At 55.4% G+C, this 25,184-nt stretch carries 22 protein-coding genes, 3 tRNA genes and 1 pseudogene; 15 read left to right on the plus strand and 11 right to left on the minus strand.

Translation table 11 applies throughout. The features are described 5' to 3' along the window. Positions 1-6: 6 nt before the first annotated feature. The gene (gene argA / locus M8370_RS08955) at positions 7-1,338 is read right to left on the minus strand and encodes an amino-acid N-acetyltransferase (protein WP_013098542.1); all 1,332 of its coding nucleotides are present in this window, start codon (positions 1,336-1,338) and stop codon (positions 7-9) included. A gap of 227 nt (positions 1,339-1,565) precedes the next feature. On the opposite strand from argA, the gene amiC reads away from it, so the two are divergent. Beyond that, positions 1,566-2,819: an N-acetylmuramoyl-L-alanine amidase AmiC gene (gene amiC / locus M8370_RS08960; protein WP_250020789.1), complete on the plus strand. Its 1,254-nt coding sequence runs from the start codon at positions 1,566-1,568 to the stop codon at positions 2,817-2,819. Positions 2,820-2,907: 88 nt separating this feature from the next. On the opposite strand, the gene M8370_RS08965 is transcribed toward amiC, so the two are convergent. From M8370_RS08965 to M8370_RS08975, 3 genes are all read right to left on the minus strand, one after another. Then, positions 2,908-2,984 (minus strand) — tRNA-Met (locus M8370_RS08965). A 33-nt stretch (positions 2,985-3,017) separates the two neighbouring features. Continuing rightward, positions 3,018-3,094, minus strand: a tRNA-Met gene (locus M8370_RS08970). A gap of 34 nt (positions 3,095-3,128) precedes the next feature. Further along, positions 3,129-3,205: transfer RNA gene (locus M8370_RS08975), tRNA-Met, on the minus strand. A gap of 209 nt (positions 3,206-3,414) precedes the next feature. Between M8370_RS08975 and mltA the strand changes: the two genes are divergently transcribed. Continuing rightward, positions 3,415-4,512: a murein transglycosylase A gene (gene mltA, locus M8370_RS08980; protein WP_013098540.1), complete on the plus strand. Its 1,098-nt coding sequence runs from the start codon at positions 3,415-3,417 to the stop codon at positions 4,510-4,512. Positions 4,513-4,588: 76 nt separating this feature from the next. Next, entirely contained in the window at positions 4,589-5,395 is an 807-nt protein-coding gene (tcdA, locus tag M8370_RS08985) for a tRNA cyclic N6-threonylcarbamoyladenosine(37) synthase TcdA (RefSeq protein ID WP_014833111.1), read from the plus strand. On the opposite strand, the gene csdE is transcribed toward tcdA, so the two are convergent. After that, on the minus strand, positions 5,386-5,832 hold the full coding sequence (gene csdE, locus M8370_RS08990) for a cysteine desulfurase sulfur acceptor subunit CsdE (RefSeq protein WP_250020791.1): 447 nt from the start codon (positions 5,830-5,832) through the stop codon (positions 5,386-5,388). The two genes, tcdA and csdE, sit on opposite strands and share 10 nt — an antisense overlap. Further along, a complete protein-coding gene (gene csdA, locus M8370_RS08995) occupies positions 5,832-7,037 on the minus strand; it encodes a cysteine desulfurase CsdA (protein WP_250020792.1) in 1,206 nt (401 codons plus the stop codon). The genes csdE and csdA overlap by 1 nt, the downstream gene beginning before the upstream one ends. A gap of 192 nt (positions 7,038-7,229) precedes the next feature. Here csdA and M8370_RS09000 point away from each other — a divergent pair, with 192 nt between their 5' ends. The 4 genes from M8370_RS09000 to rlmM all read left to right on the plus strand — a co-directional run bounded on the left by M8370_RS09000 (position 7,230) and on the right by rlmM (position 10,252). Further along, positions 7,230-7,457 carry a YgdI/YgdR family lipoprotein gene (locus tag M8370_RS09000; protein WP_008499648.1) on the plus strand — a complete coding sequence of 76 codons (228 nt, stop codon included), beginning with the start codon at positions 7,230-7,232 and terminating at the stop codon, positions 7,455-7,457. A gap of 349 nt (positions 7,458-7,806) precedes the next feature. Continuing rightward, positions 7,807-8,724, plus strand: coding sequence for a glycine cleavage system transcriptional regulator GcvA (gene gcvA, locus M8370_RS09005; RefSeq protein WP_023622031.1), 918 nt, complete (start codon positions 7,807-7,809; stop codon positions 8,722-8,724). 39 nt (positions 8,725-8,763) lie between these two features. Continuing rightward, the gene (locus tag M8370_RS09010; RefSeq protein ID WP_003862756.1) at positions 8,764-9,159 is read left to right on the plus strand and encodes a DUF423 domain-containing protein; all 396 of its coding nucleotides are present in this window, start codon (positions 8,764-8,766) and stop codon (positions 9,157-9,159) included. Continuing rightward, complete coding sequence (rlmM, locus tag M8370_RS09015) at positions 9,152-10,252, plus strand: 23S rRNA (cytidine(2498)-2'-O)-methyltransferase RlmM (protein ID WP_013098534.1); 1,101 nt, start codon at positions 9,152-9,154, stop codon at positions 10,250-10,252. Before M8370_RS09010 ends, rlmM begins: the two co-directional genes overlap by 8 nt. 42 nt (positions 10,253-10,294) lie before the next feature. On the opposite strand, the gene xni is transcribed toward rlmM, so the two are convergent. From xni to queF, 5 genes are all read right to left on the minus strand, one after another. Next, positions 10,295-11,050, minus strand: a complete 756-nt coding sequence (xni, locus tag M8370_RS09020) for a flap endonuclease Xni (protein ID WP_094084744.1) — start codon at positions 11,048-11,050, stop codon at positions 10,295-10,297. 112 nt (positions 11,051-11,162) lie between these two features. Further along, positions 11,163-12,530 (minus strand): L-serine ammonia-lyase, encoded by a 1,368-nt coding sequence (locus tag M8370_RS09025; RefSeq protein WP_020689323.1) that lies wholly within the window; start codon positions 12,528-12,530, stop codon positions 11,163-11,165. Positions 12,531-12,595: 65 nt separating this feature from the next. Further along, positions 12,596-13,891: an HAAAP family serine/threonine permease gene (locus M8370_RS09030; RefSeq protein ID WP_013098531.1), complete on the minus strand. Its 1,296-nt coding sequence runs from the start codon at positions 13,889-13,891 to the stop codon at positions 12,596-12,598. A gap of 511 nt (positions 13,892-14,402) precedes the next feature. Continuing rightward, positions 14,403-15,767, minus strand: coding sequence for a nucleotide 5'-monophosphate nucleosidase PpnN (ppnN, locus tag M8370_RS09035; protein WP_013098530.1), 1,365 nt, complete (start codon positions 15,765-15,767; stop codon positions 14,403-14,405). Between the two features lie 116 nt (positions 15,768-15,883). Next, the gene (queF, locus tag M8370_RS09040) at positions 15,884-16,726 is read right to left on the minus strand and encodes an NADPH-dependent 7-cyano-7-deazaguanine reductase QueF (protein WP_040021633.1); all 843 of its coding nucleotides are present in this window, start codon (positions 16,724-16,726) and stop codon (positions 15,884-15,886) included. A 68-nt stretch (positions 16,727-16,794) separates the two neighbouring features. Here queF and syd point away from each other — a divergent pair, with 68 nt between their 5' ends. The 8 genes and pseudogenes from syd (at position 16,795) to M8370_RS09080 (ending at position 25,140) form a co-directional block, all read left to right on the plus strand. After that, complete coding sequence (gene syd, locus M8370_RS09045; RefSeq protein WP_013098528.1) at positions 16,795-17,340, plus strand: SecY-interacting protein; 546 nt, start codon at positions 16,795-16,797, stop codon at positions 17,338-17,340. A gap of 630 nt (positions 17,341-17,970) precedes the next feature. Beyond that, positions 17,971-18,300 (plus strand): YqcC family protein, encoded by a 330-nt coding sequence (locus M8370_RS09050; protein ID WP_013098527.1) that lies wholly within the window; start codon positions 17,971-17,973, stop codon positions 18,298-18,300. Beyond that, a pseudogene (gene truC / locus M8370_RS09055) lies at positions 18,297-19,078 on the plus strand (tRNA pseudouridine(65) synthase TruC). The gene M8370_RS09050 and the pseudogene truC overlap by 4 nt, the downstream one beginning before the upstream one ends. A gap of 15 nt (positions 19,079-19,093) precedes the next feature. Next, positions 19,094-19,540 carry a flavodoxin gene (locus M8370_RS09060; protein WP_013098525.1) on the plus strand — a complete coding sequence of 149 codons (447 nt, stop codon included), beginning with the start codon at positions 19,094-19,096 and terminating at the stop codon, positions 19,538-19,540. Between the two features lie 334 nt (positions 19,541-19,874). After that, entirely contained in the window at positions 19,875-21,230 is a 1,356-nt protein-coding gene (gudP, locus tag M8370_RS09065) for a galactarate/glucarate/glycerate transporter GudP (protein ID WP_013098524.1), read from the plus strand. Beyond that, positions 21,230-22,570, plus strand: coding sequence for an enolase C-terminal domain-like protein (locus tag M8370_RS09070; protein ID WP_013098523.1), 1,341 nt, complete (start codon positions 21,230-21,232; stop codon positions 22,568-22,570). The genes gudP and M8370_RS09070 overlap by 1 nt, the downstream gene beginning before the upstream one ends. Before the next feature lie 15 nt (positions 22,571-22,585). After that, on the plus strand, positions 22,586-23,923 hold the full coding sequence (gene gudD, locus M8370_RS09075; protein WP_038420507.1) for a glucarate dehydratase: 1,338 nt from the start codon (positions 22,586-22,588) through the stop codon (positions 23,921-23,923). A 77-nt stretch (positions 23,924-24,000) separates the two neighbouring features. Next, complete coding sequence (locus M8370_RS09080) at positions 24,001-25,140, plus strand: glycerate kinase (RefSeq protein WP_040021628.1); 1,140 nt, start codon at positions 24,001-24,003, stop codon at positions 25,138-25,140. The last annotated feature ends 44 nt before the right edge of the window (positions 25,141-25,184 follow it).

A 25,184-nucleotide genomic window follows, 5' to 3' on the forward strand; every position in this document is an offset into this window, starting at 1 on the left:
GATCTGTTATCCCAGGTCGGCCATCAGCACCTTTGAGCGGCGTTGATAGTTGTACATCTCTTTTTTACTTTCAGGCAGCAAATCAATATCCACAGGCGTAAATCCGCGCTCCTGGAACCAGTGAATGCTGCGCGTGGTCAGGACGAACAGCTTGCTCAGGCCCATCTGGCGCGCCTGAGCCGCCACGCGCTCAAGCAGCATCTCGCCGCGTGAAGAGCTGCGGTAGTCTGGATGGACGGCAACGCAGGCCATTTCGCCGATCTTCTCCTCCGGGAACGGATAGAGCGCGGCGCAGGCGATGGTCAGATTATCGCGCTGGATAATCGTAAATTTGTCGATCTCCATTTCCAGCTGTTCGCGGGAACGGCGTACCAGGATCCCTTGCTGCTCCAGCGGGCGAATTAACTCCAGAATACCGCCGATATCGTTAATGGTGGCGCGGCGGATCTGCTCCGCACTCTCCATTACAATCTGGGTGCCGATACCGTCGCGGGAGAACAGCTCCTGCAGAAGGGCACCGTCTTCCTGATAGCTGATCAGGTGGCTGCGACGCACGCCGCTGCGGCAGGCTTTCACAGCACCGCGCAGGAACCGGACGGTACCAGAGTAGTAATCTCCCTCGGCTTCCAGCGCTTCCACGCGGGCCTGGGCCTCATTCGGGAAGAGCTCTGGCACGATCACCCCTTCTTCGTTCACGACGCCCTGAGAGGAGCAAAACCCAATCATTTTCTCCGCCTTCAGTTTGATCGCCAGCTGGGTGGCAATCTCTTCTGAAGTGAGGTTAAAGCTCTCGCCGGTTACGGAAACGGCCACCGGCCCCATCAATACAATGGCCCCGCTGTCCAGCTGACGATGAATGGCTTCCTCATCAATACGACGAATGCGTCCGCTGTGGCAATAGTCCACCCCGTCGTCCACGCCAAGAGGCTGAGCAATGATGAAGTTACCGCTGACGACGTTGATATGTGCCCCCTGAAGCGGCGTGTTGTTCAGGCTCATGGACAGACGCGCGGTGATATCAAGCTGCAGCAGACCCGCTGCCTGTTTCACCAGCTCAAGGGTTTTGGCATCCGTAACGCGGGTATGCTTGTGATAAATCGGCTCGTGATGGTGTGCGGCCAGGTTCGCATCGATCTGCGGACGCGCACCATACACCACCACCAGGCGGATGCCGAGGCTGTGCAGCAGGCCAATGTCATTGACGATGCTGGAAAAGTTTTCATGCTCAATGGCTTCGCCGCCGAGCATGATGACAAACGTTTTTCCCCGATGGGCGTTGATATAGGGAACAGAATGGCGGAATCCCTGGACCAGTTCGGTTCTACGTTCCTTCACCATGGCACAACCCTTAATGAATGTTTATTCGTAATTTCTGTATTTTTATTCGATTGTAGCCGCATGTGCAAGCCTAAATTTTCTGCGACCCACAGAAAATAATAAGTAATCCGTGCGTTAACGTATGATTGTTTACCCTTTTATAGATGACAGTTTATGCGTCATTCGTTAAAGTTTTCGGTCAATTTTGATGTTTTGTCTGTCAATCAGATTTCTTGCTCGGGAGAAGCATGTCGGGATCCAATTCAGCAATAAGCCGCCGCCGTTTGTTAAAAGGGGCAGGGGCGATGTGGCTGCTCAGCGTCAGCCAGGTGGGTCTTGCCGCCACAAGTCAGGTGGTGGCGGTGCGCGTCTGGCCGTCGTCAACCTATACGCGCGTGACGGTGGAATCCAATCGGGTGCTGAAATATAAGCAATTTGCCCTGAGCAACCCTGAGCGTGTGGTGGTAGATCTCGAAGGCGTTAACCTGAACTCCGTTCTGAAGGGGGTGGCGGCGCAGATCCGCGGTGACGATCCGTTTATCAAATCGGCGCGCGTTGGGCAGTTTGATCCGCAAACCGTGCGCATGGTGTTTGAACTCAAGCAGAACGTGAAACCGCAGCTGTTCGCCCTTGCGCCTGTGGCATCGTTCAAAGAGCGTCTGGTGATGGATCTCTATCCGGCGAATGCAACGGACATTCAGGATCCGCTCCTGGCGTTACTGGAAGACTACAACCAGGGCAATCTGGAGAAACAGGTTCCGCCTGCGCAAAGTGGTCCGCAGCCCGGAAAAGCAGGGCGCGATCGCCCGATTGTGATCATGCTCGACCCTGGCCACGGCGGAGAAGACTCGGGTGCGGTAGGCAAATACCGGACGCGGGAAAAAGATGTGGTGTTGCAGATTGCCCGCCGTCTGAAGGCGTTAATCGATAGAGAGGGCAACATGCGCGCCTACATGACGCGTAATGAAGACGTCTTTATTCCGTTGAAAGTCCGCGTGGCAAAAGCCCAGAAGCAGCGGGCGGATCTCTTCGTCTCTATCCATGCTGATGCTTTTACCAGCCGTCAGCCGAGTGGATCGTCAGTATTTGCGCTCTCAACCAAAGGGGCAACCAGTACCGCGGCGCGTTACCTCGCGGACACGCAGAACGCCTCGGATCTCATCGGTGGTGTGAGCAAAAGCGGCGACCGCTACGTCGATCACACCATGTTCGACATGGTGCAATCGCTGACCATTACCGACAGCCTGAAGTTTGGTAAAGCGGTACTGGGCAAGCTGGGGCGGGTCAATAAGCTGCACAAAAACAGCGTCGAGCAGGCCGGGTTTGCGGTGCTGAAGGCACCGGATATTCCGTCTATCCTGGTTGAAACGGCGTTTATCAGTAACGTGGAAGAGGAGCGTAAGCTCAAGACGGCCAAATTCCAGCAGGAAGTGGCTGAGTCGATTCTGGCAGGGATCCGGGCGTATTTCTCTGACGGGGCGACGCTGGCACGACGTGGATAATGCTGAACGCCGGGTTAACCCCCGGCAAATTCACAAACGACAGATACAAAAAAACACCCTTAAGGGTGTTTATTGTTTTTAGAAGTATTGGTTGCGGGGGCCGGATTTGAACCGACGACCTTCGGGTTATGAGCCCGACGAGCTACCAGGCTGCTCCACCCCGCGGCACCGTACTGCTTTTACTTCATCAAATTTGATTGGTTGCGGGGGCCGGATTTGAACCGACGACCTTCGGGTTATGAGCCCGACGAGCTACCAGGCTGCTCCACCCCGCGTCACCGTACTGCTTATACTTCATCAAATTTTAATTGGTTGCGGGGGCCGGATTTGAACCGACGACCTTCGGGTTATGAGCCCGACGAGCTACCAGGCTGCTCCACCCCGCGTCCGTGGAAGCGCACTATACTCGGTTAGGTTTGTGATGCAACCCCTTTTTCACATAATTCATTAATTTTGTATGTAAATTGAACGACGTTGAAACCTTTGGACTATTTTTTGCTCAGAATTTGCCAAAGGGCATGTGATTCCGTTTCATTAGAACAGTGGGTTTGTTATCTTCATCACGCGGAAATGGGCAACTTAAAGACGAGATATAATGAAAGGACGTTGGGCAAAGTATCTGATCACGGGCGCAATGGTAGCCATTCTTGCGGCCTGTTCTTCTAAACCGACCGATCGCGGTCAACAGTATAAAGACGGGAAGTTATCCCAGCCTTTCTCTTTAGTTAACCAGCCGGATGCTGTCGGCGCACCGATCAACGCCGGTGATTTCTCCGAGCAGGTTTACCAGATCCGCAATGCGTCGCCGCGCCTGTATGGTGCCCAGAGTAGCGTCTATAACGCGGTGCAGGACTGGCTGCGCGCGGGCGGCGATACGCGCAATATGCGTCAGTTTGGTATCGACGCCTGGCAGATGGAAGGGGCGGACAACTACGGCAACGTGCAGTTTACCGGCTATTACACCCCGGTTATCCAGGCGCGACATACGCGTCAGGGCGAATTCCAGTATCCTATTTATCGTATGCCGCCAAAACGTGGTCGCCTGCCGTCCCGCGCAGAGATCTACGCCGGTGCGCTTAGCGAAAACTACGTCCTGGCTTACAGCAACTCCCTGATGGATAACTTCATCATGGACGTTCAGGGCAGCGGCTACATCGATTTTGGTGACGGTTCTCCGCTGAACTTCTTTAGCTACGCCGGTAAAAACGGCCATGCCTATCGCAGCATTGGTAAAGTGCTGATCGACCGTGGTGAAGTGAAAAAAGAAGATATGTCGATGCAGGCGATCCGCGAGTGGGGCGAAAAACACAGTGAAGCCGAGGTACGCGAGCTGCTGGAGCAGAACCCGTCGTTCGTCTTCTTCAAACCGCAAAACTTTGCGCCGGTGAAAGGGGCGAGCGCCGTGCCGCTGATTGGCCGTGCGTCGGTAGCATCGGATCGTTCCATCATTCCTGCGGGCACCACGCTGCTGGCAGAAGTGCCGCTGCTGGATAATAACGGTAAATTTAACGGCCAGTACGAGCTACGTCTGATGGTGGCACTGGACGTTGGTGGCGCGATTAAAGGCCAGCACTTCGATATTTATCAGGGAATTGGTCCGGATGCCGGTCACCGGGCGGGCTGGTATAACCACTATGGCCGCGTATGGGTGCTGAAGACAGCGCCTGGCGCCGGAAACGTATTCAGCGGCTGATTGTGGTATTCTGAGCGGAATACGGATTACTGTTCAGGGTGAGGAAAAACCTCACCCTTTTTACATCTGAGGTTTTATGTCTGTGGTAATCAGCGACGCCTGGCGCCAGCGTTTTGGCGGTACGGCACGTCTCTATGGTGAAAAAGCCCTGCAGCTGTTTGCGGATGCGCATGTCTGCGTCGTGGGCATTGGTGGTGTGGGCTCGTGGGCGGCAGAAGCGCTGGCGAGAACCGGTATTGGCGCAATCACGCTGATTGATATGGATGACGTGTGCGTCACCAATACCAATCGTCAAATCCATGCCCTGCGTGACAACGTCGGACTGGCAAAATCTGAGGTCATGGCAGAGCGTATCCGCCTGATCAACCCGGAATGTCGGGTCACGGTGATTGATGATTTTGTGACGGCGGATAATGTCGCAGACTATATGAGTAAAGGCTACAGCTACGTGATTGACGCGATCGATAGCGTGCGTCCAAAAGCGGCGCTTATTGCGTACTGTCGTCGTTACAAGGTGCCACTGGTGACCACCGGTGGCGCAGGCGGACAAATCGATCCCACACAGATCCAGGTGGCCGATCTGGCTAAAACCATTCAGGATCCGCTGGCGGCCAAGCTGCGTGAACGTCTGAAAAGCGATTTTAACGTGGTGAAAAACAGCAAGGGCAAGCTGGGCGTCGACTGTGTTTTCTCGACCGAAGCGCTGGTGTATCCGCAGGCGGACGGCTCGGTGTGTGCAATGAAAAGCACGGCGGAAGGGCCAAAAAGGATGGATTGCGCCTCAGGATTTGGCGCGGCCACTATGGTGACCGCCTCTTTTGGCTTTGTGGCGGTGTCTCACGCACTGAAAAAGATGATGGCGAAGGCGGAACGTCAGGCCTGAGCCTGACGGGCGGCGTCCTGCACCGCTTCGCTAAGGGCGACCAGGCCCTGACCGCGTGAGGCGCTCAGCTGCGCGCGCAGCCCTAACTCATCGAACAGAGCCAGCGGCGAGTGCGCCAGTAGCGTCGCCGCGCTTTTCCCTTCGATGGCGGTTAACAGCACTGCCAGCAGACCGCGCACGATACGTCCTTCGCTGTCGCCAAAGAAATGCAGTTTCTCACCGGATACGCTGAACCCAAGCCAGACGCGGTTTTCACAGCCCGCGATCTCTTTTGCCTGCGCTTTGAGATCGTCAGAAAGGGCCGGAAACTGCTTACCCAGCAGGATCAGTTGACGATATTTATCTTCCCATTGTGTGAGCGGCGCGAAGGTCTGTTTTAAAGTTTCTTCGGTGATCACTGTGCCAAACGGATGTCCGGCTAAAGCTGAGCTAGTCATTAATCCACCAGGAGTTCAAGGGCGCGGTCAACCGCGGAAATCAGCGCTTCGACATCGCTTTGGGTATTGTAAGGCGCAAACGAGGCGCGCAGTGTACCACTCACGCCAAGCGCTGCCAGCAGCGGCTGGGCACAGTGCTGCCCGGCACGCAGCGCAATGCCATATCCTGCCAGCAGGGTCACCATGTCGCTATGGTGTACGCCCGCAAAATCAAAGGCTAACAGGCTTGAATCCTGCACGCGGAACGAACGGAAGCCAGGGCGTTTTTTAAGCTCCTCTTCAGCCAGCGTCGCCAGACCCCGGCTCCAGCTCTCCGCCTGGACAATGTCCGTTTCGGCGAGCCATTCGAGCGCGGCGCTCAGGCCAATGACGCCCGCCACGTTTGGCGTACCCGCTTCCAGCCGGTAAGGGACGTCCTGGGTTTTAAAGCCCTCGAAAGAGACTTCCGCGATCATCTTGCCGCCACCGAGCCACGGCGTCATTTTTGCCAGCAGCTCAGGCTTACCGTACAGCGCCCCGATACCGGTTGGTCCGTAGAGCTTATGCCCTGAGAAGGCATAAAAATCGATATCCAGTTTTTGCACATCGGCCGGGAAATGGACCACGCCCTGCGCGCCGTCAACCATCACTATGACGCCGTTGGCATGCGCGATGCGGATAGCCTGCGCCAAATCCGGGCAGCCACCGGTGACGTTCGACATCTGTCCAAGCGCCAGAATGCGGCTGCGCGGTGTAATCAGCTCCGGTAACTGTGCTACGTCCGGCAGGTAATCTGTCCCCAGCGGGAGCTTCACCACCCGTGCCCCTGTTTGCTCTGCCACCATCAGCCATGGGACCAGGTTGGCGTGATGTTCCGCTTCACTGACGATGATCTCGTCTCCGGGCTGAAGCAGTGGGCGGGCATAACACTGGGCCACCATGTTTATGGCTTCGGTGGTACCCCGCGTCCAGACGATGTTTTTCCCGCTTTCGGCATTGAGCAGACGAGCAACCTGATCGCGTGCCGCTTCGTAGCGTGCGGTTAAGCGCTGGGCCTCGGCAAACTGGCTACGATGCACATTGCCTGCGCTCAGGCTATAAAACTGCTGCGTTGCCTCAATAACCGCCTGCGGCTTTAAGGCTGTGGCAGCGCTATCGAGATAAATACCGGCATCGGCCAGCGCCGGAAACTGTGCGCGAAACTGCGCAGGACTGAAAGCGTTCATGGAATTCCTCATTGCATTACTGAGATCGTCGCGCAATTTCAGCGGCAGGGCAAGGAGGTTGATATCTATCAGAATTGTCTGCTTATCCCAACGCCCCTGAAAAAGCAGGTTATGCTAAATAGTGTTAGGCGGATGTTTTAGCCTGTTATAAATCGAGGTTTGAATAGCATTAATTGCTAAAGGAGAAGAATCATGAATAAGACAGCTGCAATCATTTCTGCCTGTGCGTTTACTTTTGCCCTGAGCGCCTGTTCTGGTAACAACTACGTCATGCACACTAACGATGGTCGTTCCATTGTTTCGGAAGGGAAACCGACAACCGATAACGATACCGGGATGATTTCATACAAAGATGCTAACGGGAACAAGCAGCAGATCAACCGCACGGACGTGAAAGAGATGAAAGAGATCGAGCATTAACAGATCGCTAAGCAAAAAAAAGCACCGCAAATTGGCGGTGCTACATTAATCACTATGGACAGACAGGGTAAATGTACAGGAAGTGAAAAATTGGTAGCGTTGCTACCGTGGTCTGAATCGCAGACCAATTGCAAACACAACAACACAACATCACAACCGTAAGCCAAAAGCTCTTCAGAACACGCATTCCAAAAAAAGCTTCTCGTTCCGGCTCAGGAAGTGCCGCCACTATAGGTATTTGCTGGTAGTTCCTCAACGGACAAATTATAATGGCTCAGATAAAAAAAACTAATAGGTTAAACGTTGTTTCCTGTTTGTTAAATCTCGTTAACATCTAAGCCAGATAACCATGTCCAAGCGATTGCCACCCCTAAATGCATTACGTGTTTTTGATGCAGCAGCACGTCATCTAAGCTTCACCCGCGCAGCAGATGAGCTTTTTGTGACACAGGCCGCAGTAAGTCACCAAATCAAGTCCCTGGAGGATTTTCTGGGCCTCAAGCTGTTTCGCCGACGCAACCGTTCGCTGTTGCTGACGGAAGAGGGGCAGAGCTATTTTCAGGATATTAAAGAGATTTTTTCCCAGCTCACGGAAGCCACGCGCAAGCTGCAGGCCAGGAGTGCAAAAGGCGCACTGACGGTCAGTTTATTGCCCAGTTTTGCCATTCAGTGGCTGGTGCCCAGACTCTCAAGCTTTAACTCAGCTTATCCGGGAATTGATGTCAGGATCCAGGCGGTGGATCGTCAGGAAGACAAACTGGCGGACGATGTGGACGTTGCCATTTTCTATGGGCGTGGTAACTGGCCGGGCTTGCGTGTCGAGAAATTATACGCAGAATATCTGCTGCCAGTCTGTTCACCGCTGCTTTTGACAGGCGATAAAGCGTTAAAAACGCCCGCCGATCTGGCACAACATACGCTGTTACACGATGCTTCTCGCCGCGACTGGCAAACTTATACCCGTCAATTAGGTCTTAATCATATAAACGTGCAGCAGGGCCCCATCTTTAGCCACAGTGCGATGGTGCTACAGGCTGCCATTCACGGACAGGGCATTGCGTTGGCGAACAACGTCATGGCGCAGTCCGAAATTGAGGCCGGCCGTCTGGTTTGCCCTTTTAATGATGTACTGGTCAGCAAGAATGCGTTTTATCTGGTTTGTCATGACAGTCAGGCAGAACTGGGTAAAATAGCCGCTTTCCGGCAGTGGATACTGGCGAAAGCGGCGAGCGAGCAAGAAAAATTCCGCTTCAGGTATGAACAATAACTTTTGTGTGCCGGGCACGCATTACTTTAGGACTGAAACATGACCAGCCGATTCATGCTGATTTTTGCCGCGGTGAGTGGCTTTATTTTTGTTGCACTGGGCGCGTTTGGCGCACATGTCTTAAGCAAGTCTTTGGGTGTGGTGGAGATGGGCTGGATCCAGACCGGCCTTGAATACCAGGCGTTCCATACGCTGGCTATTTTTGGGCTGGCGGTAGCGATGCAGCGCCGCATCAGCATCTGGTTTTACTGGAGCAGCGTTTTCCTGGCGCTGGGTACGGTGCTGTTCAGCGGCAGCCTTTACTGCCTTGCGCTCTCGCATTTGCGCCTGTGGGCGTTTGTTACACCTGTCGGCGGCGTCAGCTTCCTGGCAGGGTGGGTATTAATGTTTATCGGAGCTATCCGTCTGAAACGCAAGGGCGTTGTTCATGAATAAGGTTGTTTTATATTGTCGCCCGGGGTTTGAGAAAGAGTGCGCCGCGGAAATTACGGATAAAGCGGCGAAGCGAGAAGTCTTCGGTTTTGCGCGCGTTAAGGATAATGCGGGCTATGTGGTGTTCGAATGCTACCAGCCTGACGATGCGGATAAGCTGGCACGCGAGCTGCCGTTCAGTTCACTGATCTTTGCGCGCCAGATGTTCGTCGCGGGTGAGCTGCTGAAAGATCTCCCGCCAGAAGATCGCATCACCCCGATTGTGGGCATGCTGCAGGGCGTGGTCGAGAAGGGGGGCGATTTGCGCGTTGAAGTGGCCGACACCAACGAAAGCAAAGAGCTGATGAAGTTCTGCCGTAAGTTCACCGTACCGCTGCGCGCGGCGCTGCGTGATGCCGGCGTGCTGACAAACTACGAAACGCCAAAACGTCCGGTCGTGCATATCTTCTTTATTGCCCCGGGCTGCTGCTACGCCGGTTACTCTTATACCAACAACAACTCTCCGTTCTTTATGGGGATCCCACGCCTGAAGTTCCCGGCTGATGCGCCGAGCCGTTCAACCCTGAAGCTGGAAGAGGCGTTTCACGTCTTTATTCCGGCGGATGAGTGGGATGAGCGTCTGGCCAACGGCATGTACGCGGTCGATCTCGGTGCGTGTCCCGGTGGCTGGACCTATCAGTTGGTGAAACGCAACATGTGGGTGTCGTCTGTTGATAACGGCCCGATGGCGCAAAGCCTGATGGACACCGGGCAGGTCACGTGGCTGCGTGAAGACGGTTTCCGCTATCGTCCAACCCGCAATAACATCTCCTGGATGGTATGCGATATGGTGGAAAAACCAGCGAAAGTGGCGGCACTGATGGCCTCCTGGCTGGTGAACGGCTGGTGCCGTGAGACTATTTTTAACCTCAAGCTGCCAATGAAAAAGCGCTATGAGGAGGTCTCTCAGAACCTGGCCTATATTCAGCAGCAACTGGATGAACACGGCATTAACGTGGAGATCCAGGCGCGTCAGCTGTATCACGATCGCGAAGAGGTGACGGTGCATATTCGTCGCTGGTGGGCGGCCGTGGGCGGGCGTCGCGACGAGCGATAGGCCCCTCACCCTAACCCTCTCCCCAACGGGGAGAGGGGACGCTTAACGCTCTAACCTCAACTGCTGCAAATTCCCGTCCAGCTGTAAATCCGTCTGTAACGTCGCCACATTCCGGCAGATAAAGGCCATCTCTTTATGGGCCTCCAGCTTCTTACGCCATTTTTCCGGAACTTCATCGAGCCGGGCGTAGATCCCTTCCAGGTTCTGAAAATCCGTCAGCAGCTGTGCGGCGCTTTTAGGCCCAATACCGGCAACGCCCGGCACTTTAGAGCTGCTGATCCCCGCCAGCCCCCAGTAGTCAGGAAGTTGCTCAGGTGAGACGCCAAATTCACTGGCAATAAACGGGGCGTCGAGCCAGCGTTTCTGGAAGTAATCACGAATGCGGATAGTGGGTGAGAGCAGCTGGCAGTAGCCTTTATCCGTCGACACAATGGTTGCCTGATGCCCGGCGCTGGCCACTTTGACCGCAAGCGTCGCCGCGAGATCGTCCGCTTCATTGCCCTGGGCGCCCCAGCAGGGCACGCCGCGCTTTTCGAATGCCGAGCGAATCATCGGCATTTCTGAATGCAAATCGTCCGGCATGGGGGCGCGTCCGGCTTTATAGTCTGGCAAACGCTGATGTCGCCAGCCGGAATTACGCGCCTCGTCATCAAATACGGCCACGACATGCGTCGGTTCGCTGTGGCGAATAAGTTGCTCCAGCGCGTGCAAACAGGTGTCCTTACAGGGCGTGCCTTGCACTGCATGGATCCGGCGAATCAGGTTGAGCGCGTCGACGATAAGCAAATGAACAGCCACAGATAATCTCCCTTCTGTCTCATGAAGGAAGGGTAACACTGTCAGCGGTATGAAACTATGCGCGGCGGGGAAAACAGGAAGAAGCCTCGCAAAACGAGGCTTCCTGAGAGGCTTAATCGCAGGTCACGATCTTCATTGCCAGACCACCGCGAGAGGTTTCACGGTATTTGGCGTTCATATCTTTACCGGTTTCGTACATGGTTTCGATAACCTTATCGAGGCAGACGCGTGGCTCGCTGGTGCGGCGCAGCGCCATTCGTGCGGCGTTCACTGCCTTCACGGAGGCGATCGCGTTACGTTCGATACACGGCACCTGAACCTGTCCGGCAACCGGGTCACAGGTCAGCCCCAGGTTATGCTCCATGCCGATTTCGGCGGCGATGCAAACCTGCGCCGGGCTTGCGCCTAACAGCTCTGCCAGACCCGCAGCGGCCATGGAACAGGCCACGCCCACTTCACCCTGACAGCCCACTTCCGCGCCGGAAATGGAGGCGTTCATCTTATACAGAGAACCAATCGCACTGGCGACCAGCAGGTAGCGCGCCAGCGAGTTGGCATTCACTTCACGGATAAACTTGTCGTAGTACGCCAGTACGGCCGGAACGATACCGCAGGCGCCGTTGGTTGGCGCCGTGACCACGCGCCCCCCTGCGGCGTTCTCTTCGTTCACCGCCAGGGCGAACATGTTGATCCAGTCTACGACGGCCATTGGGTCGGTGGTCGTTTTATCGGTGCTCACCAGCATACGGCGCAGCGCGGCCGCACGACGCGGTACGCGAAGCTTACCGGGCAGAACGCCTTCGGTGGTGATCCCGCGTTCAATCCCGCCGCGCATCACCTCCCAGACGTTAGCAAAGTGCTGTTCCAGCTCCGCTTTGCTGTGCAGGGCCAGCTCGTTTTTCATCATCAGACCGGAGAGGGAAAGCCCCGTCTCCTGACAGTGACGCTGGAGATCGGCCGCAGTTTTGTACGGATACGGCACGTCAACAGATGAGGTGCTGGTTTGACCAAAGTGGTCTTCGTCGACGATAAACCCGCCGCCGATAGAGTAATAGGTCTGGCTGTAAACCGCAGTGTCGCCGGCCAGCGCGGTAATGCGCATGCCGTTTTCGTGCAGCGACAGGTTGTCCGCATGGAAATTCATGCAATGGTCAACCGGGAATTCCACTTCGTGTTCGCCGTTTGCCAGCAGCAGGCGACCGTGGGTGTTTACGTCCTGGATAAAGCCAGGGATCGCATCAATATCAACGGTATCCGGCAGGTTTCCCGCCAGGCCCATGATAATGGCGATATCGGTATGGTGGCCTTTCCCGGTCAGGGAAAGCGAGCCGTACACATCGACAACCACGCGGGTGATGTCGTGCAAGATGCCGCGTGCAATCAAGTCATCCGTGAACTGCTTACCGGCTTTCATTGGTCCGACAGTGTGAGAGCTGGAAGGACCAATACCGATTTTGAAGATATCGAATACGCTAATCATGATGCGTCCATTGCTTTCAGTCAGAGAGGAAGGAGTGCGCCGTCCGGGGACGGCGCGGGTGATAATCAGAACATGGTGTACAGGGAGTAGAAGATCGCAGAGATAGCGATAAGCCCCATGATGACCACAAAGATGTTGCTCACATGACCGCTGTACTTACGCATAGCAGGGACTTTCTGAATTGCGTACATCGGCATCAGGAACAGAATCATCGCGATAACCGGACCGCCCAGGGTTTCAATCATGCCCAGGATGCTTGGGTTCAGCGTAGCAACGGCCCAGGTGGTAAGCAGCATGAACAGTGCAGTGATTTTGTTCAGCTTGCTGATTTCAATGCTCTTGCCTTTACCGCGCAGAGATTTGATCACCATACCGTTAAAACCTTCACGTGCGCCCAGGTAGTGGCCGAGGAAGGATTTGGTGATGGCGATAATGGCGATGATCGGTGCCATCCACGCAATAATCGGTGCGTTAAAGTGGTTCGCCAGGTAAGACAGAATGGAGATGTTCTGCTCTTTCGCTGCTGCCAGGTCCGCCGGGGAGAGGCTCAGTACGCAGCTGAAGACGAAGAACATTACGGTCAGCACCATCATGATGTGTGCACGTGCCAGGATGCTGGAGCACTTCTTCTCTGCGCCTGCGCCGTACTCTTCACGCTTCGCCACGGCGAAGGAAGAGATGATCGGGGAGTGGTTAAAGGAGAAGACCATTACCGGAATCGCCAGCCACAGGGTCATCATCAGGCCGTTACCGGTTGCAGATGCGCTGCTCAGGGAGAGGGTTTCCAGCGCCGCACCGTTCCACTGTGGGATCAGGTAGCAGGCCAGCACCATCAGTGCGGCAACAAACGGGAACACCAGAACGCTCATCGCTTTAACGATCATCTGCTCGCCGAAGCGCACGATGGTCATCATACCGACGATCAGGATCAGGGACAGAATGGCACGCGGTGGCGGCGTCATCTGCAGCTGGTGCGTCATGAAGCTTTCAACGGTGTTGGTGATCGCCACGCTGTAAACCAGCAGAATCGGGTAAATGGCGAAGAAGTAGAGCAGGGTAATCAGTTTCCCTGCGCCAACGCCGAAATGCTCTTCAACCACTTCAGTGATGTCTTCGCCCGGGTTTTTACCGGACAGCACGAAGCGGGTCAGACCGCGGTGTGCGAAGAAGGTCATCGGGAACGCGATGATGGCCATAATGATCAGCGGGATCAGACCGCCGACGCCTGCGTTGATAGGAAGGAACAGTACACCAGCGCCGATTGCTGTGCCGTAAAGGCCAAGCATCCACATGGTATCCGTTTTGCGCCAACCACTTCGGGATTCAATCGAAGCAACGGTGCTGGTTTGAGTGGTTTCCATCTGTATCTCCTGGAGGAAGCAAATTGTCAGGTTTGTAGTCAAATCCGATGAAAAAATGCCTGACGGTAATATGAAATTCGTTCAGTGACGGTTTTTTAATAATTTTCACCCGTAACTATTGGCGGGCGGAAAGATACATTCTACTTATGAATGTATCAGTGATCGCGATCCCAAATGCAATAATCCACTCATGATGTGGGTATATTTAGACCATTTCTCTGTTAAAAAAACATCAAAGAGAATTTACGGGCGCGAAGGCTACCATTAACAACATATGTCCGGAAAGAGCGGCCCCGAAGATAGGTGTCTTGCGCTGTAAAGATGGTGGGTTTTAGGATTTTCTGATGAGTAATTTGCTTTAAAGCTGATAATTTATGGTTTTAAAATCCAGGTAATCGTTTGCGTTGGCGTGCAGTTTATAAATTCTATAAGCGATAACTATGAATTGATGCGAAAAAAAGGCCGGGTAACGACAGAACGCGCCCCGGCCCTCAGAAGAACGATTAACGCCTTATGTGCAGATTTCGTAGCAAGGAATATACGCCGAGCCCGGCAGCTTCATACGGTGTTGGGCGACAAAGCCTTGCAGCATGTCGTCCATGCGGCGCATCATCTCCGGGTCACCGTGGATCTTATACGGGCCAAACTGCTCGATGGCGCGGATCCCCACCTCTTTCACGTTACCCGCCACAATGCCCGAGAAGGCGCGTCGCAGGTCGGCGGCCAGCACTTCTACCGGCTGGTCAGGATAGAGTTTCAGGTTCGCCATATTCTCATGCGAAGGCTCGAACGGGATCTGCAGATCCGGCGCAATACGGATTGACCAGTTAAAGCTGTAGGCATCACCGGTATCACGACGGTTCTCTTTCACCAGCGGCATCGCTTTTTTCATCTGACGCGCCACTTCTGCTGCATCGTCAATGATAATGCGATAGTGACGACGCGCGGCTTCACCCAGCGTATGCACGATAAACTCGTCCAGCACGCGGAAGTAGTCGGCACTCTCTTTCGGCCCGGTCAGGATCAGCGGCAGAACCTGATCTTTGTTGGCCGGGTTCATCAGGATCCCCAGCAGATAGAGCAGCTCCTCTGCCGTACCCACGCCGCCCGGGAAGATGATGATGCCGTGAGCGATACGGACAAACGCTTCCAGGCGCTTTTCGATATCCGGCATGATAATCAGCTCGTTGACCAGCGGGTTAGGTGGCTCAGCGGCGATGATCGACGGCTCGGTCATGCCGATAAAGCGCCCCTCTTTATAACGCTGCTGGGCATGACCCACGGCGGCACCTTTCATTGGCGCTTCCATCGCGCCTGGGCCACAGCCGGTGCAGATATTCAGCTCACGCAGGCCGAGCTGGGTACCCACCCGACGGGCGTACAAATATTCGGTTTCGTTAATGGAGTGACCGCCCCAGCAGACGACCATATTCGGTGCTTCGCCAACGTGCAGGGCACGGGCGTTACGCAGAATAGAAAACACCAGGTTGGTGATATGAACCGAGCTTTCCAGGTCAAGATGCTGGAAGCGGCCCGCGTTGTGGATCTGCCCGTTAACAAACAGGATGTCACGCAGCACGGCAAACAGGTTGGCCTGCAGGGAACGAATAATCCGCCCGTCGACGAAGGCCTCTTCCGGCGGGTTGATCACTTCAAGTTTTACGCCGCGCTCGCGGCGCAGCACGTTGATATCAAAGCTTTCGAAGCGGGATAACAGTTCTTTACTGTTGTCTGTCAGGCTTCCGGAGTTCAGTACGGCAAGTGAACAGTTACGAAACAGTTGATAAAGATCGCTGCTGGCCGTGCGTTTAAGCATGTCCACTTCCAGCTGCGACAACATATCCATTGAGCCAAGCGGGCTAATATGTGTAATCAAGTGAGCTCCTTATGGGACGATTATCGTCATTCCCTGCTGATTACAATAGCCCTGCCGCGTGACGTTTCACAACCTAAAGCGCTGCATTACCCGCGCATATTGTGAAAATATTTATATTACTGACGCACCAGTCGGCCCGTTGCAGGTACAAAATCGGTATTGGTGCGCCACGGGTTAATGTCCAGCCCGCCACGACGGGTGTAGCGCGCGTACACGCTCAGCGTTTCTGGCTGGCACAAGCGCTGAATATCGCTGAAGATGCGCTCCACGCACTGCTCGTGGAATTCGTTGTGATGGCGGAACGACACCAGATAGCGCAGCAGCTTTTCCCGGTCAATTTTGGGGCCGCGATACTGGATTTGCACAGAACCCCAGTCCGGCTGGTGGGTGATCAGGCAGTTGGACTTCAGCAGATGGCTGACGAGCGTCTCTTCCACGATCTTCCCGCTTGCCGCATTTTCCAGGTACCCGGCGCTGAACTCGTAGTTATCCACCTCGATATCCTGATCGTCGATGCAGGTGCCGTTAAAATGGGCGACAGGTTGCCCTTCCAGTTCATTCAGGCGATACAGCGCAACGGTCACGTTGCCCTGGGCGCAGGCGCGTAAATCACGCTCCAGCGTGTGCTGAACCTCTTCCAGGCTGGTGAATTTGGTCTGATTAAAACTGTTGAGATACAGCTTGAAGCTTTTGGATTCCACCAGGTTAAGGCTGGCATGATCCAGCTCAACCTGGCCTACCGCCACCTGCGGCAGACCGCGAGCATTCAGCCAGGAGAGCTCATACAGCGTCCAGATATCACCGCCGACAAACGGCAGCGCGTCTGCACGCAGCCCTAAAGGATCGCGGTTAAGGCTGCGCGGAACGCCCTGCAGCAGGCTGGCATCGTAGGTGTCGCGGTAATCGGTCGATTTACCCAGCGTTAAGCCACTTAACGCCTGATGATTTTCGTAAGACATGTTTCATAGTCACTTTACAGGTACACTTAGGGCTGAGTTTATCCTGTCTTACCAGAAGAGAGAAATCGGTGGATATCGAAACTGCAAATGCCCTTAAGACCTTCACGACCCGTTACTGCGACGCATGGCATGACACCCGGGGCACCTGGCCGCAAAGTGCTGATCTCTATGGTGTGCCTTCGCCCTGCATTATCTCTTCGGTGGACGACTACGTTATCTGGCAGCCGCAGCCCTGGTCTGTCGAGGAGAATGTAAATGCGGTTGAACGGGCAATGGACATTGTGGTACAACCAGCGGTTCACGCGTTCTACACCACGCAGTTTGCAGGGGATATGCCTGCCCGCTTTGGTGAGGTAACGCTGACGCTGTTGCAGACCTGGAGCGAAGACGATCTGCAGCGTGTTCAGGAAAACCTGATTGGTCATCTGGTCACGCAAAAACGCCTTAAGCTTTCTCCGACACTCTTTATTGCCACGCTGGACAGTGAACTGGATGTTATTTCCGTCTGCAACCTGTCTGGTGAAGTGATCAAAGAGACAATCGGCACCCGCAATCGCGAGACCCTCGCCCCCTCACTTGCGGATTTCCTTACCCGACTTGAGCCGCTTCTGTAATCCATCATGCTACAGCGCGTGTGAGAGATCTCTTACACGGTTTGTGAGAGATCGCCGCAACGATCAGTATTACCTTACGTAATTAAGAAAAATATTATGATAATTATCAAGGAATTAATAAAATTCTGACGCAGCAAACCCGCTTTTCAGAGGCTGACAACGCTTACAGGGTTGGTTGTAAGACGAAGCGGAATAGCGGATTCTATCTCTGTCAACAGGACGCCGACACGAGAAACGAACATCAGGATGATGGCGCTTCTCACACAGGACACGTCAGGATGGCGCTGCAGGAAGGCTTCAGGATGAAGCAAAGGATCACGCAGGACGCGTAAGGGACACCTCCAGGAAGGAGAACGAGAGCCGCTCAGGATGATCGGTGGGTCAGGATGGCCAGGACGTTTCAGGATGAAACAGACACATCAGGACGATGTGTGCAGGATGCAAACAGTTTACGGATGAACAGGCCTTCGGGCTTCAGGAAAAGTTGTCACGGAAGAGCAGGGAGCATAAATTGTAGCTGGAATGCTGCGAAACGAACCGGGAGCACTGTTTTTACAGTGCTCCCTTTTTTTATTTCTGCTGCCTGCAATGCTATGCTGCGCGCCGTTCATTTTTTCAGTTGAGGTTACTATGACGCAACACGATAGCGTTCGTGCCCGGTTGCACGCCATTGAAGCTCTTTTGCGCCAACATCAGCTGTGGCAGGAGACCGCGCCGCAGCCAGAGGCGTTCGCAAGTACCCAGCCGTTCTGCCTGGATACGCTGGCACCGTTTGAGTGGCTCCAGTGGGTGTTAATTCCCCGTATGCATGCGCTGCTGGAGGGTGGTCATCCGCTGCCGCAGGCGTTTGCGGTCTCGCCTTACTATGAAATGGCGCTGGAGGCCACCCACCCGGCGCGTGCTGTCATGCTGGCTGAGCTGGAAAAGCTGGATGCGCTGTTTGCTGGTGATGACGCATGACGCTTGAGATCCTCTATCAGGATGAGTGGCTGGTGGCAGTGAACAAACCGTCGGGATGGCTGGTGCACCGCAGCTGGCTGGATCGTGACGAGAAGGTGGTTGTGATGCAGACCGTGCGCGACCAGATTGGTCAGCATGTGTTTACCGCCCATCGCCTGGACAGACCCACCTCCGGTGTATTGCTAATGGGACTGTCCAGCGAAGCGGGTCGTCTGCTGGCGCAGCAGTTTGAGCAGCATCAGATCCAGAAACGCTACCACGCGATCGTGCGTGGCTGGCTGACAGAAGCCGCGACGCTTGACTATCCTCTGGTGGAAGAGCTGGACAAAATCGCCGATAAATTTGCCCGTGATGACAAAGGTCCGCAACCTGCGGTAACCGAGTATCGCGGTATGGCGACGACTGAAATGCCGGTGGCAACCAGCAAATTTCCCACCACTCGCTACAGCCTGGTTGAGCTTTTGCCCAAAACCGGGCGTAAACACCAGCTCCGCCGACACCTGAAGCATTTGCGACATCCGATTATCGGTGACAGCAAGCATGGCGATCTGCGCCAGAACCGCAGTGCGGCTGAACATTTTGGTTGCGATCGTCTGATGCTGCACGCAAGCGAACTGAGCCTGACGCATCCGTTTACCGGCAAACCTCTGACGATCCATGCGGGGCTGGATGATGTCTGGATGCAGGCGCTGTCACAGTTTGGCTGGGGCAACTCCCCAAAAATGAAAGGGTTGAGTTTGTACCGGGCAACGTTCAGGATGAACGGCAAGCGCAATAATTTAGGGAACATATCATGGCTGAAGTAGGCATTTTTGTCGGCACAATGTACGGCAACTCGCTGCTGGTTGCGGAAGAGGCGGAAGCGATACTCACAAGCCAGGGTCATAAAGCCACGGTTTATGAAGACCCGGAACTAGCAGACTGGGAAAAGTATAAAGATAAATACATTCTGGTGGTCACCTCCACCACCGGGCAGGGCGATCTGCCGGACAGCATCGTGCCGCTTTTCCAGGGCATTAAAGATATTGGCTACCAGCCGGACGTTCACTACGGCATCATCGCCCTGGGCGACAGCTCTTACGCCAATTTCTGCGGCGGCGGCAAGCAGTTCGACGCACTCCTGCAGGAACAGAGCGCCCAGCGCGTGGGCGACATGCTGCTGATTGACGCCGGTGAACACCCGGAACCCGAAAGCGAATCAAACCCGTGGGTTGAGAACTGGGCCACACTGCTTAAATAACATCCTGCCCGGCGGCGCTTCGCTTGCGCGGGCCTGCGGGTTATCCAGGCCGGGTCAGGCGTTGCCGCCACCCGGCGATAACTTCCGCACCAAACGCCAATTCCGTGAACCATCTTCCATTCTTTTAGGCTTTTGCCACAAACAACCTTTCTCATGCCCCTTAATGTTGTGTTTTTGCACGGTGAGAGAACGTGTCACTCCTTCATATACTTTCCCGGTCACAATAAAACGGCTTCAGGCCGTACCAAAACGACAAACACAAATCTCATTCTGATTACCCTACCGGTGCTGTACAGAGTGAACCAGGCGAAAGCTATGTTTCAGGAGTGCAACAATGAGTACATTAAGCCACGCGGCGAGCAGTGCGGAGAAGCGCACTAACGCTCGCTACTGGATAGTGGTGATGCTGTTTATCGTCACGTCCTTTAACTATGGTGACCGCGCCACGCTGTCGATTGCCGGCTCTGAAATGGCAAAAGACATTGGGCTTGATCCGGTTGGCATGGGGTATGTTTTCTCCGCATTTTCATGGGCCTATGTTATTGGACAGATCCCGGGTGGCTGGCTGCTCGATCGTTTTGGATCCAAGCGAGTCTACTTCTGGTCCATCTTTATCTGGTCGATGTTTACCTTGTTGCAGGGCTTCGTCGATATCTTCAGCGGCTTCGGTATTATCGTCGCGCTCTTTACTCTCCGCTTCCTGGTGGGGTTAGCAGAAGCGCCATCCTTCCCGGGTAATAGCCGCATCGTGGCCGCCTGGTTCCCGGCGCAGGAGAGGGGAACGGCGGTGGCGATTTTTAACTCTGCCCAGTATTTCGCGACGGTGATCTTTGCGCCAATCATGGGCTGGCTGACGCATGAAGTGGGCTGGTCACACGTCTTCTTCTTCATGGGCGGATTGGGGATCGTCATCAGCTTTATCTGGCTGAAAGTGATCCACGAGCCGAACCAACATCCGGGCGTGAACAAGAAAGAGCTGGAGTACATTGCGGAAGGCGGGGCGCTGATCAACATGGATCAGAAAAGCCAAAAAGCAAAAGTCCCGTTGAGCCAGAAATGGGCGCAGATCAAGCAGCTTGTCGGTTCGCGCATGATGATTGGCATCTACCTGGGGCAGTATTGCATTAACGCCTTAACCTACTTCTTTATCACCTGGTTCCCGGTCTATCTGGTGCAGGCACGCGGTATGTCGATTCTGAAAGCAGGCTTTGTCGCCTCCGTACCGGCTATCTGTGGCTTTGTGGGGGGCGTACTGGGTGGGGTGATTTCCGACTGGCTGATGCGTCGTACCGGTTCGCTGAACATCGCCCGTAAAACGCCAATTGTGCTCGGCATGTTGCTTTCAATGACCATGGTGTTCTGTAACTACGTCAGCGCGGAGTGGATGATCATCGGCTTTATGGCGATGGCTTTCTTCGGGAAAGGGATTGGTGCGCTGGGCTGGGCAGTGATGGCGGATACCGCGCCAAAAGAGATCAGCGGCCTGAGCGGCGGTCTGTTTAACATGTTCGGCAACATCTCCGGGATTGTCACCCCGATTGCCATTGGCTACATCGTCGGGACCACGGGCTCATTCAACGGTGCGCTGATTTATGTGGGTGTGCACGCCCTGGTGGCGGTCCTGAGCTATCTGGTGCTGGTGGGTGATATCAAACGCATTGAACTCAAACCTGTAGCGGAGCGTGGCTGATGACAACACAATCGAGCCCGGTTATTACCGACATGAAGGTCATCCCGGTGGCCGGCCAGGACAGCATGCTGCTTAATATTGGCGGCGCGCATAACGCCTGGTTTACCCGCAATATCGTGGTGCTGACCGACAGCGCAGGGAACACCGGCGTTGGGGAAGCGCCGGGCGGTGAGGTAATTTTCCAGACGCTGTCAGACGCCATTCCGCAGGTGGTCGGCCAGGAGGTCGCCCGTCTGAATAAAGTGGTCCAGCGTGTTCACAAAGGCAACCAGTCGGCGGACTTTGACACCTTCGGCAAAGGCGCATGGACGTTTGAGCTGCGCGTCAATGCCGTCGCCGCGCTGGAGGCCGCCCTGCTCGATTTGCTCGGTAAGGCGCTGAACGTTCCAGTCTGTGAACTGCTGGGGCCGGGCAAACAGCGTGACGCGGTGACGGTACTCGGCTACCTGTTTTATGTTGGCGATCGGCAAAAAACCGATCTGCCTTATCTGGCGCACTCGCCGGGCCACCATGAGTGGTATCACCTGCGTCACCAGGAGGCGCTCTCCAGTGACGCGGTGGTTCGGCTGGCCGAGGCGGCACAGGACCGCTACGGTTTTAAAGACTTCAAACTCAAAGGCGGGGTATTACCCGGCGAGCAGGAGATTGAAACCGCGCGTGCGCTCAAGAAACGTTTTCCGGATGCCCGCATTACCGTTGACCCTAACGGAGCCTGGCTGCTGGATGAGGCTATCGCCCTGTGCAAAGGGCTGGGCGATGTCCTGACCTACGCGGAAGATCCGGTTGGGGCTGAACAAGGCTTCTCGGGTCGCGAGGTGATGGCGGAATTCCGACGTGCCACCGGGCTACCGGTCGCTACGAACATGATCGCCACCAACTGGCGTGAAATGGGCCATGCGGTCATGCTGAATGCGGTCGATATTCCGCTGGCGGACCCGCACTTCTGGACGCTTTCAGGCGCCGTGCGTGTGGCGCAGCTGTGTGATGACTGGGGGCTCACCTGGGGTTGTCACTCCAATAACCATTTCGATATTTCGCTGGCGATGTTTACCCACGTTGGCGCGGCGGCACCGGGTCACCCAACCGCTATCGACACACACTGGATTTGGCAGGAGGGTGAGGCCCGCCTGACGAAAAATCCGCTGGAAATTAAAAACGGCACCATCGCGGTACCGGATGCGCCGGGATTGGGCGTGGAGCTTGACTGGGATCAGGTCCACAAGGCGCATGAAGCGTATAAAAAACTGCCGGGCGGCGCGCGTAATGACGTCGGGCCGATGCAGTACCTGATCCCTGGCTGGACATTTGACCGTAAGCGCCCTGTTTTTGGACGTCACTGATAAAAGGATTGCACCATGAGCACTTTTACCACCCCTGTTGTTACTTCCATGCAGATCATTCCGGTTGCCGGCCATGACAGCATGCTGATGAACCTGAGCGGCGCACATGCGCCGTTTTTCACCCGCAATATTGTCATTATTAAAGATAACGCCGGGCATACCGGCGTGGGGGAAATCCCGGGCGGTGAGAAGATCCGCAAAACGCTTGAAGACGCCATCCCGCTGGTGGTGGGAAAAACGCTGGGCGAATATAAAAACGTCTTAAATACCGTGCGGAATACCTTTGCCGATCGCGATGCGGGTGGCCGTGGGCTGCAAACGTTTGATCTGCGCACCACCATCCACGTGGTGACCGGTATCGAAGCCGCCATGCTGGATCTGTTAGGTCAACACCTGGGGGTTAACGTTGCTTCCCTGCTGGGTGAGGGGCAGCAACGCAGTGAAGTGGAGATGCTGGGCTATCTGTTCTTTGTTGGCGACCGCAACCTGACGCCGTTGCCATACCAGAGCCAGCCGGACGAGCGATGTGACTGGTACCGACTCCGCCACGATGAAGCGATGACGCCGGATGCGGTGGTGCGCCTGGCGGAGGCCGCGTACGAAAAATATGGTTTTAATGATTTCAAACTGAAGGGCGGCGTGCTGGCCGGAGAAGAAGAGGCCGAAGCTATCTCAGCCCTGGCTAAACGATTCCCGCAGGCGCGCGTCACGCTGGATCCGAACGGGGCCTGGTCGCTTGATGAAGCGATCGCCATCGGCAAGCAGCTGAAAGGCGTGCTGGCCTACGCGGAGGATCCGTGCGGGGCAGAACAAGGTTTCTCTGGCCGTGAAGTGATGGCGGAGTTCCGCCGCGCCACGGGTTTACCTACCGCGACCAACATGATCGCCACCGACTGGCGTCAGATGGGGCACACCTTGTCCCTGCAGTCTGTCGATATTCCGCTGGCGGACCCGCATTTCTGGACGATGCAGGGCTCGGTACGCGTGGCGCAGATGTGCCATGAGTTCGGTCTGACCTGGGGCTCGCACTCCAATAACCACTTCGATATCTCGCTGGCGATGTTCACCCACGTGGCCGCTGCCGCGCCGGGCACGATTACCGCGATCGACACCCACTGGATCTGGCAGGAAGGCAATCAGCGCCTGACGAAAGCGCCGTTTGAAATCAAAGGGGGGATGGTGCAGGTCCCGTCCACACCGGGTCTGGGCGTGGAACTGGATATGGATCAGGTGATGAAAGCCCATGAGCTGTACCAGAAACATGGGCTGGGTGCGCGCGATGACGCGATGGCGATGCAGTATCTGATCCCAGAGTGGACATTCGACAATAAACGTCCGTGCATGGTACGATAAACGCATTGGGACCGCTCCCATGGGCGGTTCTTTACGTGGTGTATGCTTAACGTAACGACTATGCGTAAGGATGGCTTATGAAAATTGTTATCGCACCGGACTCGTATAAGGAAAGTTTGAGTGCGCTTGAGGTTGCGACAGCGATAGAGCAGGGTTTTCGCGAGATCTTTCCTGAGGCGGTTTACGTCAAACTGCCGGTCGCGGACGGCGGTGAAGGCACCGTCGAAGCGATGATCGCGGCAACGCAGGGACGCATTGTGCATGTTCCGGTGACCGGCCCTCTGGGCCATCGCGTGGAAGGGTTTTACGGGATATCCGGCGACGAGAAGAGCGCCTTTATCGAAATGGCGGCGGCCAGTGGTCTTGAGCTGGTTGCACCTTCGCAGCGCGATCCTCTGAAAACGACCTCCTGGGGCACGGGTGAACTTATCCGTCACGCGCTGGATGCGGGCGTTAAGCATATCATCATCGGCATCGGGGGCAGCGCCACCAATGATGGCGGTGCAGGAATGGTGCAGGCGCTGGGGGCCAGGCTGCTGGACGACCGTGAACAGCCGCTGGGGCAGGGCGGAGGCGAGTTGGGCAAACTTGCCCGTATCGACCTGAGCGGGCTGGACAAACGTCTGGCCGAGTGCCGCATAGAAGTGGCCTGCGATGTGACGAATCCGCTTACCGGTAAGCTGGGCGCATCAGCGGTTTTTGGCCCGCAAAAGGGGGCCACACCTGAGATGATCATTACTCTGGACAATGCGCTTGCGCACTATGCGCGGATCATTGCCCGGGATCTTGATATGGATGTGCTCAACCTGGCGGGCGGCGGTGCGGCAGGTGGAATGGGGGCGGCGCTGTACGCCTTCTGCGGTGCGCAACTGCGCCAGGGCATTGAGATCGTCACCGATGCGCTACATCTGGCTGACCAGATTGCCGATGCGGATTTGGTGATAACGGGTGAAGGTCGCATCGACAGCCAGACGATCCACGGCAAAGTGCCGGTTGGGGTGGCGAAGGTAGCCAAACGCTTCAACAAGCCGGTTATCGGGATTGCAGGCAGTCTGACGGCGGACGTTGGCGTCGTGCACGATCACGGCATCGATGCGGTGTTTAGCGTGATTTACACCATCTGCTCGCTGGAAGATGCGCTGGAAAATGCCAGCGAGAACGTCAGGATGGCCGCAAGAAATATCGCGGCGGTACTGAAACTCGGGCAGGGGATGTAGTTCTCCCTTACCCAGTGGGAGAGGGGTGAGGGTGTAGGCCCGGT

It is taken from the genome of Enterobacter cloacae complex sp. OE43NF, from assembly GCF_023544405.1.
GTDB lineage: Bacteria > Pseudomonadota > Gammaproteobacteria > Enterobacterales > Enterobacteriaceae > Enterobacter > Enterobacter cloacae.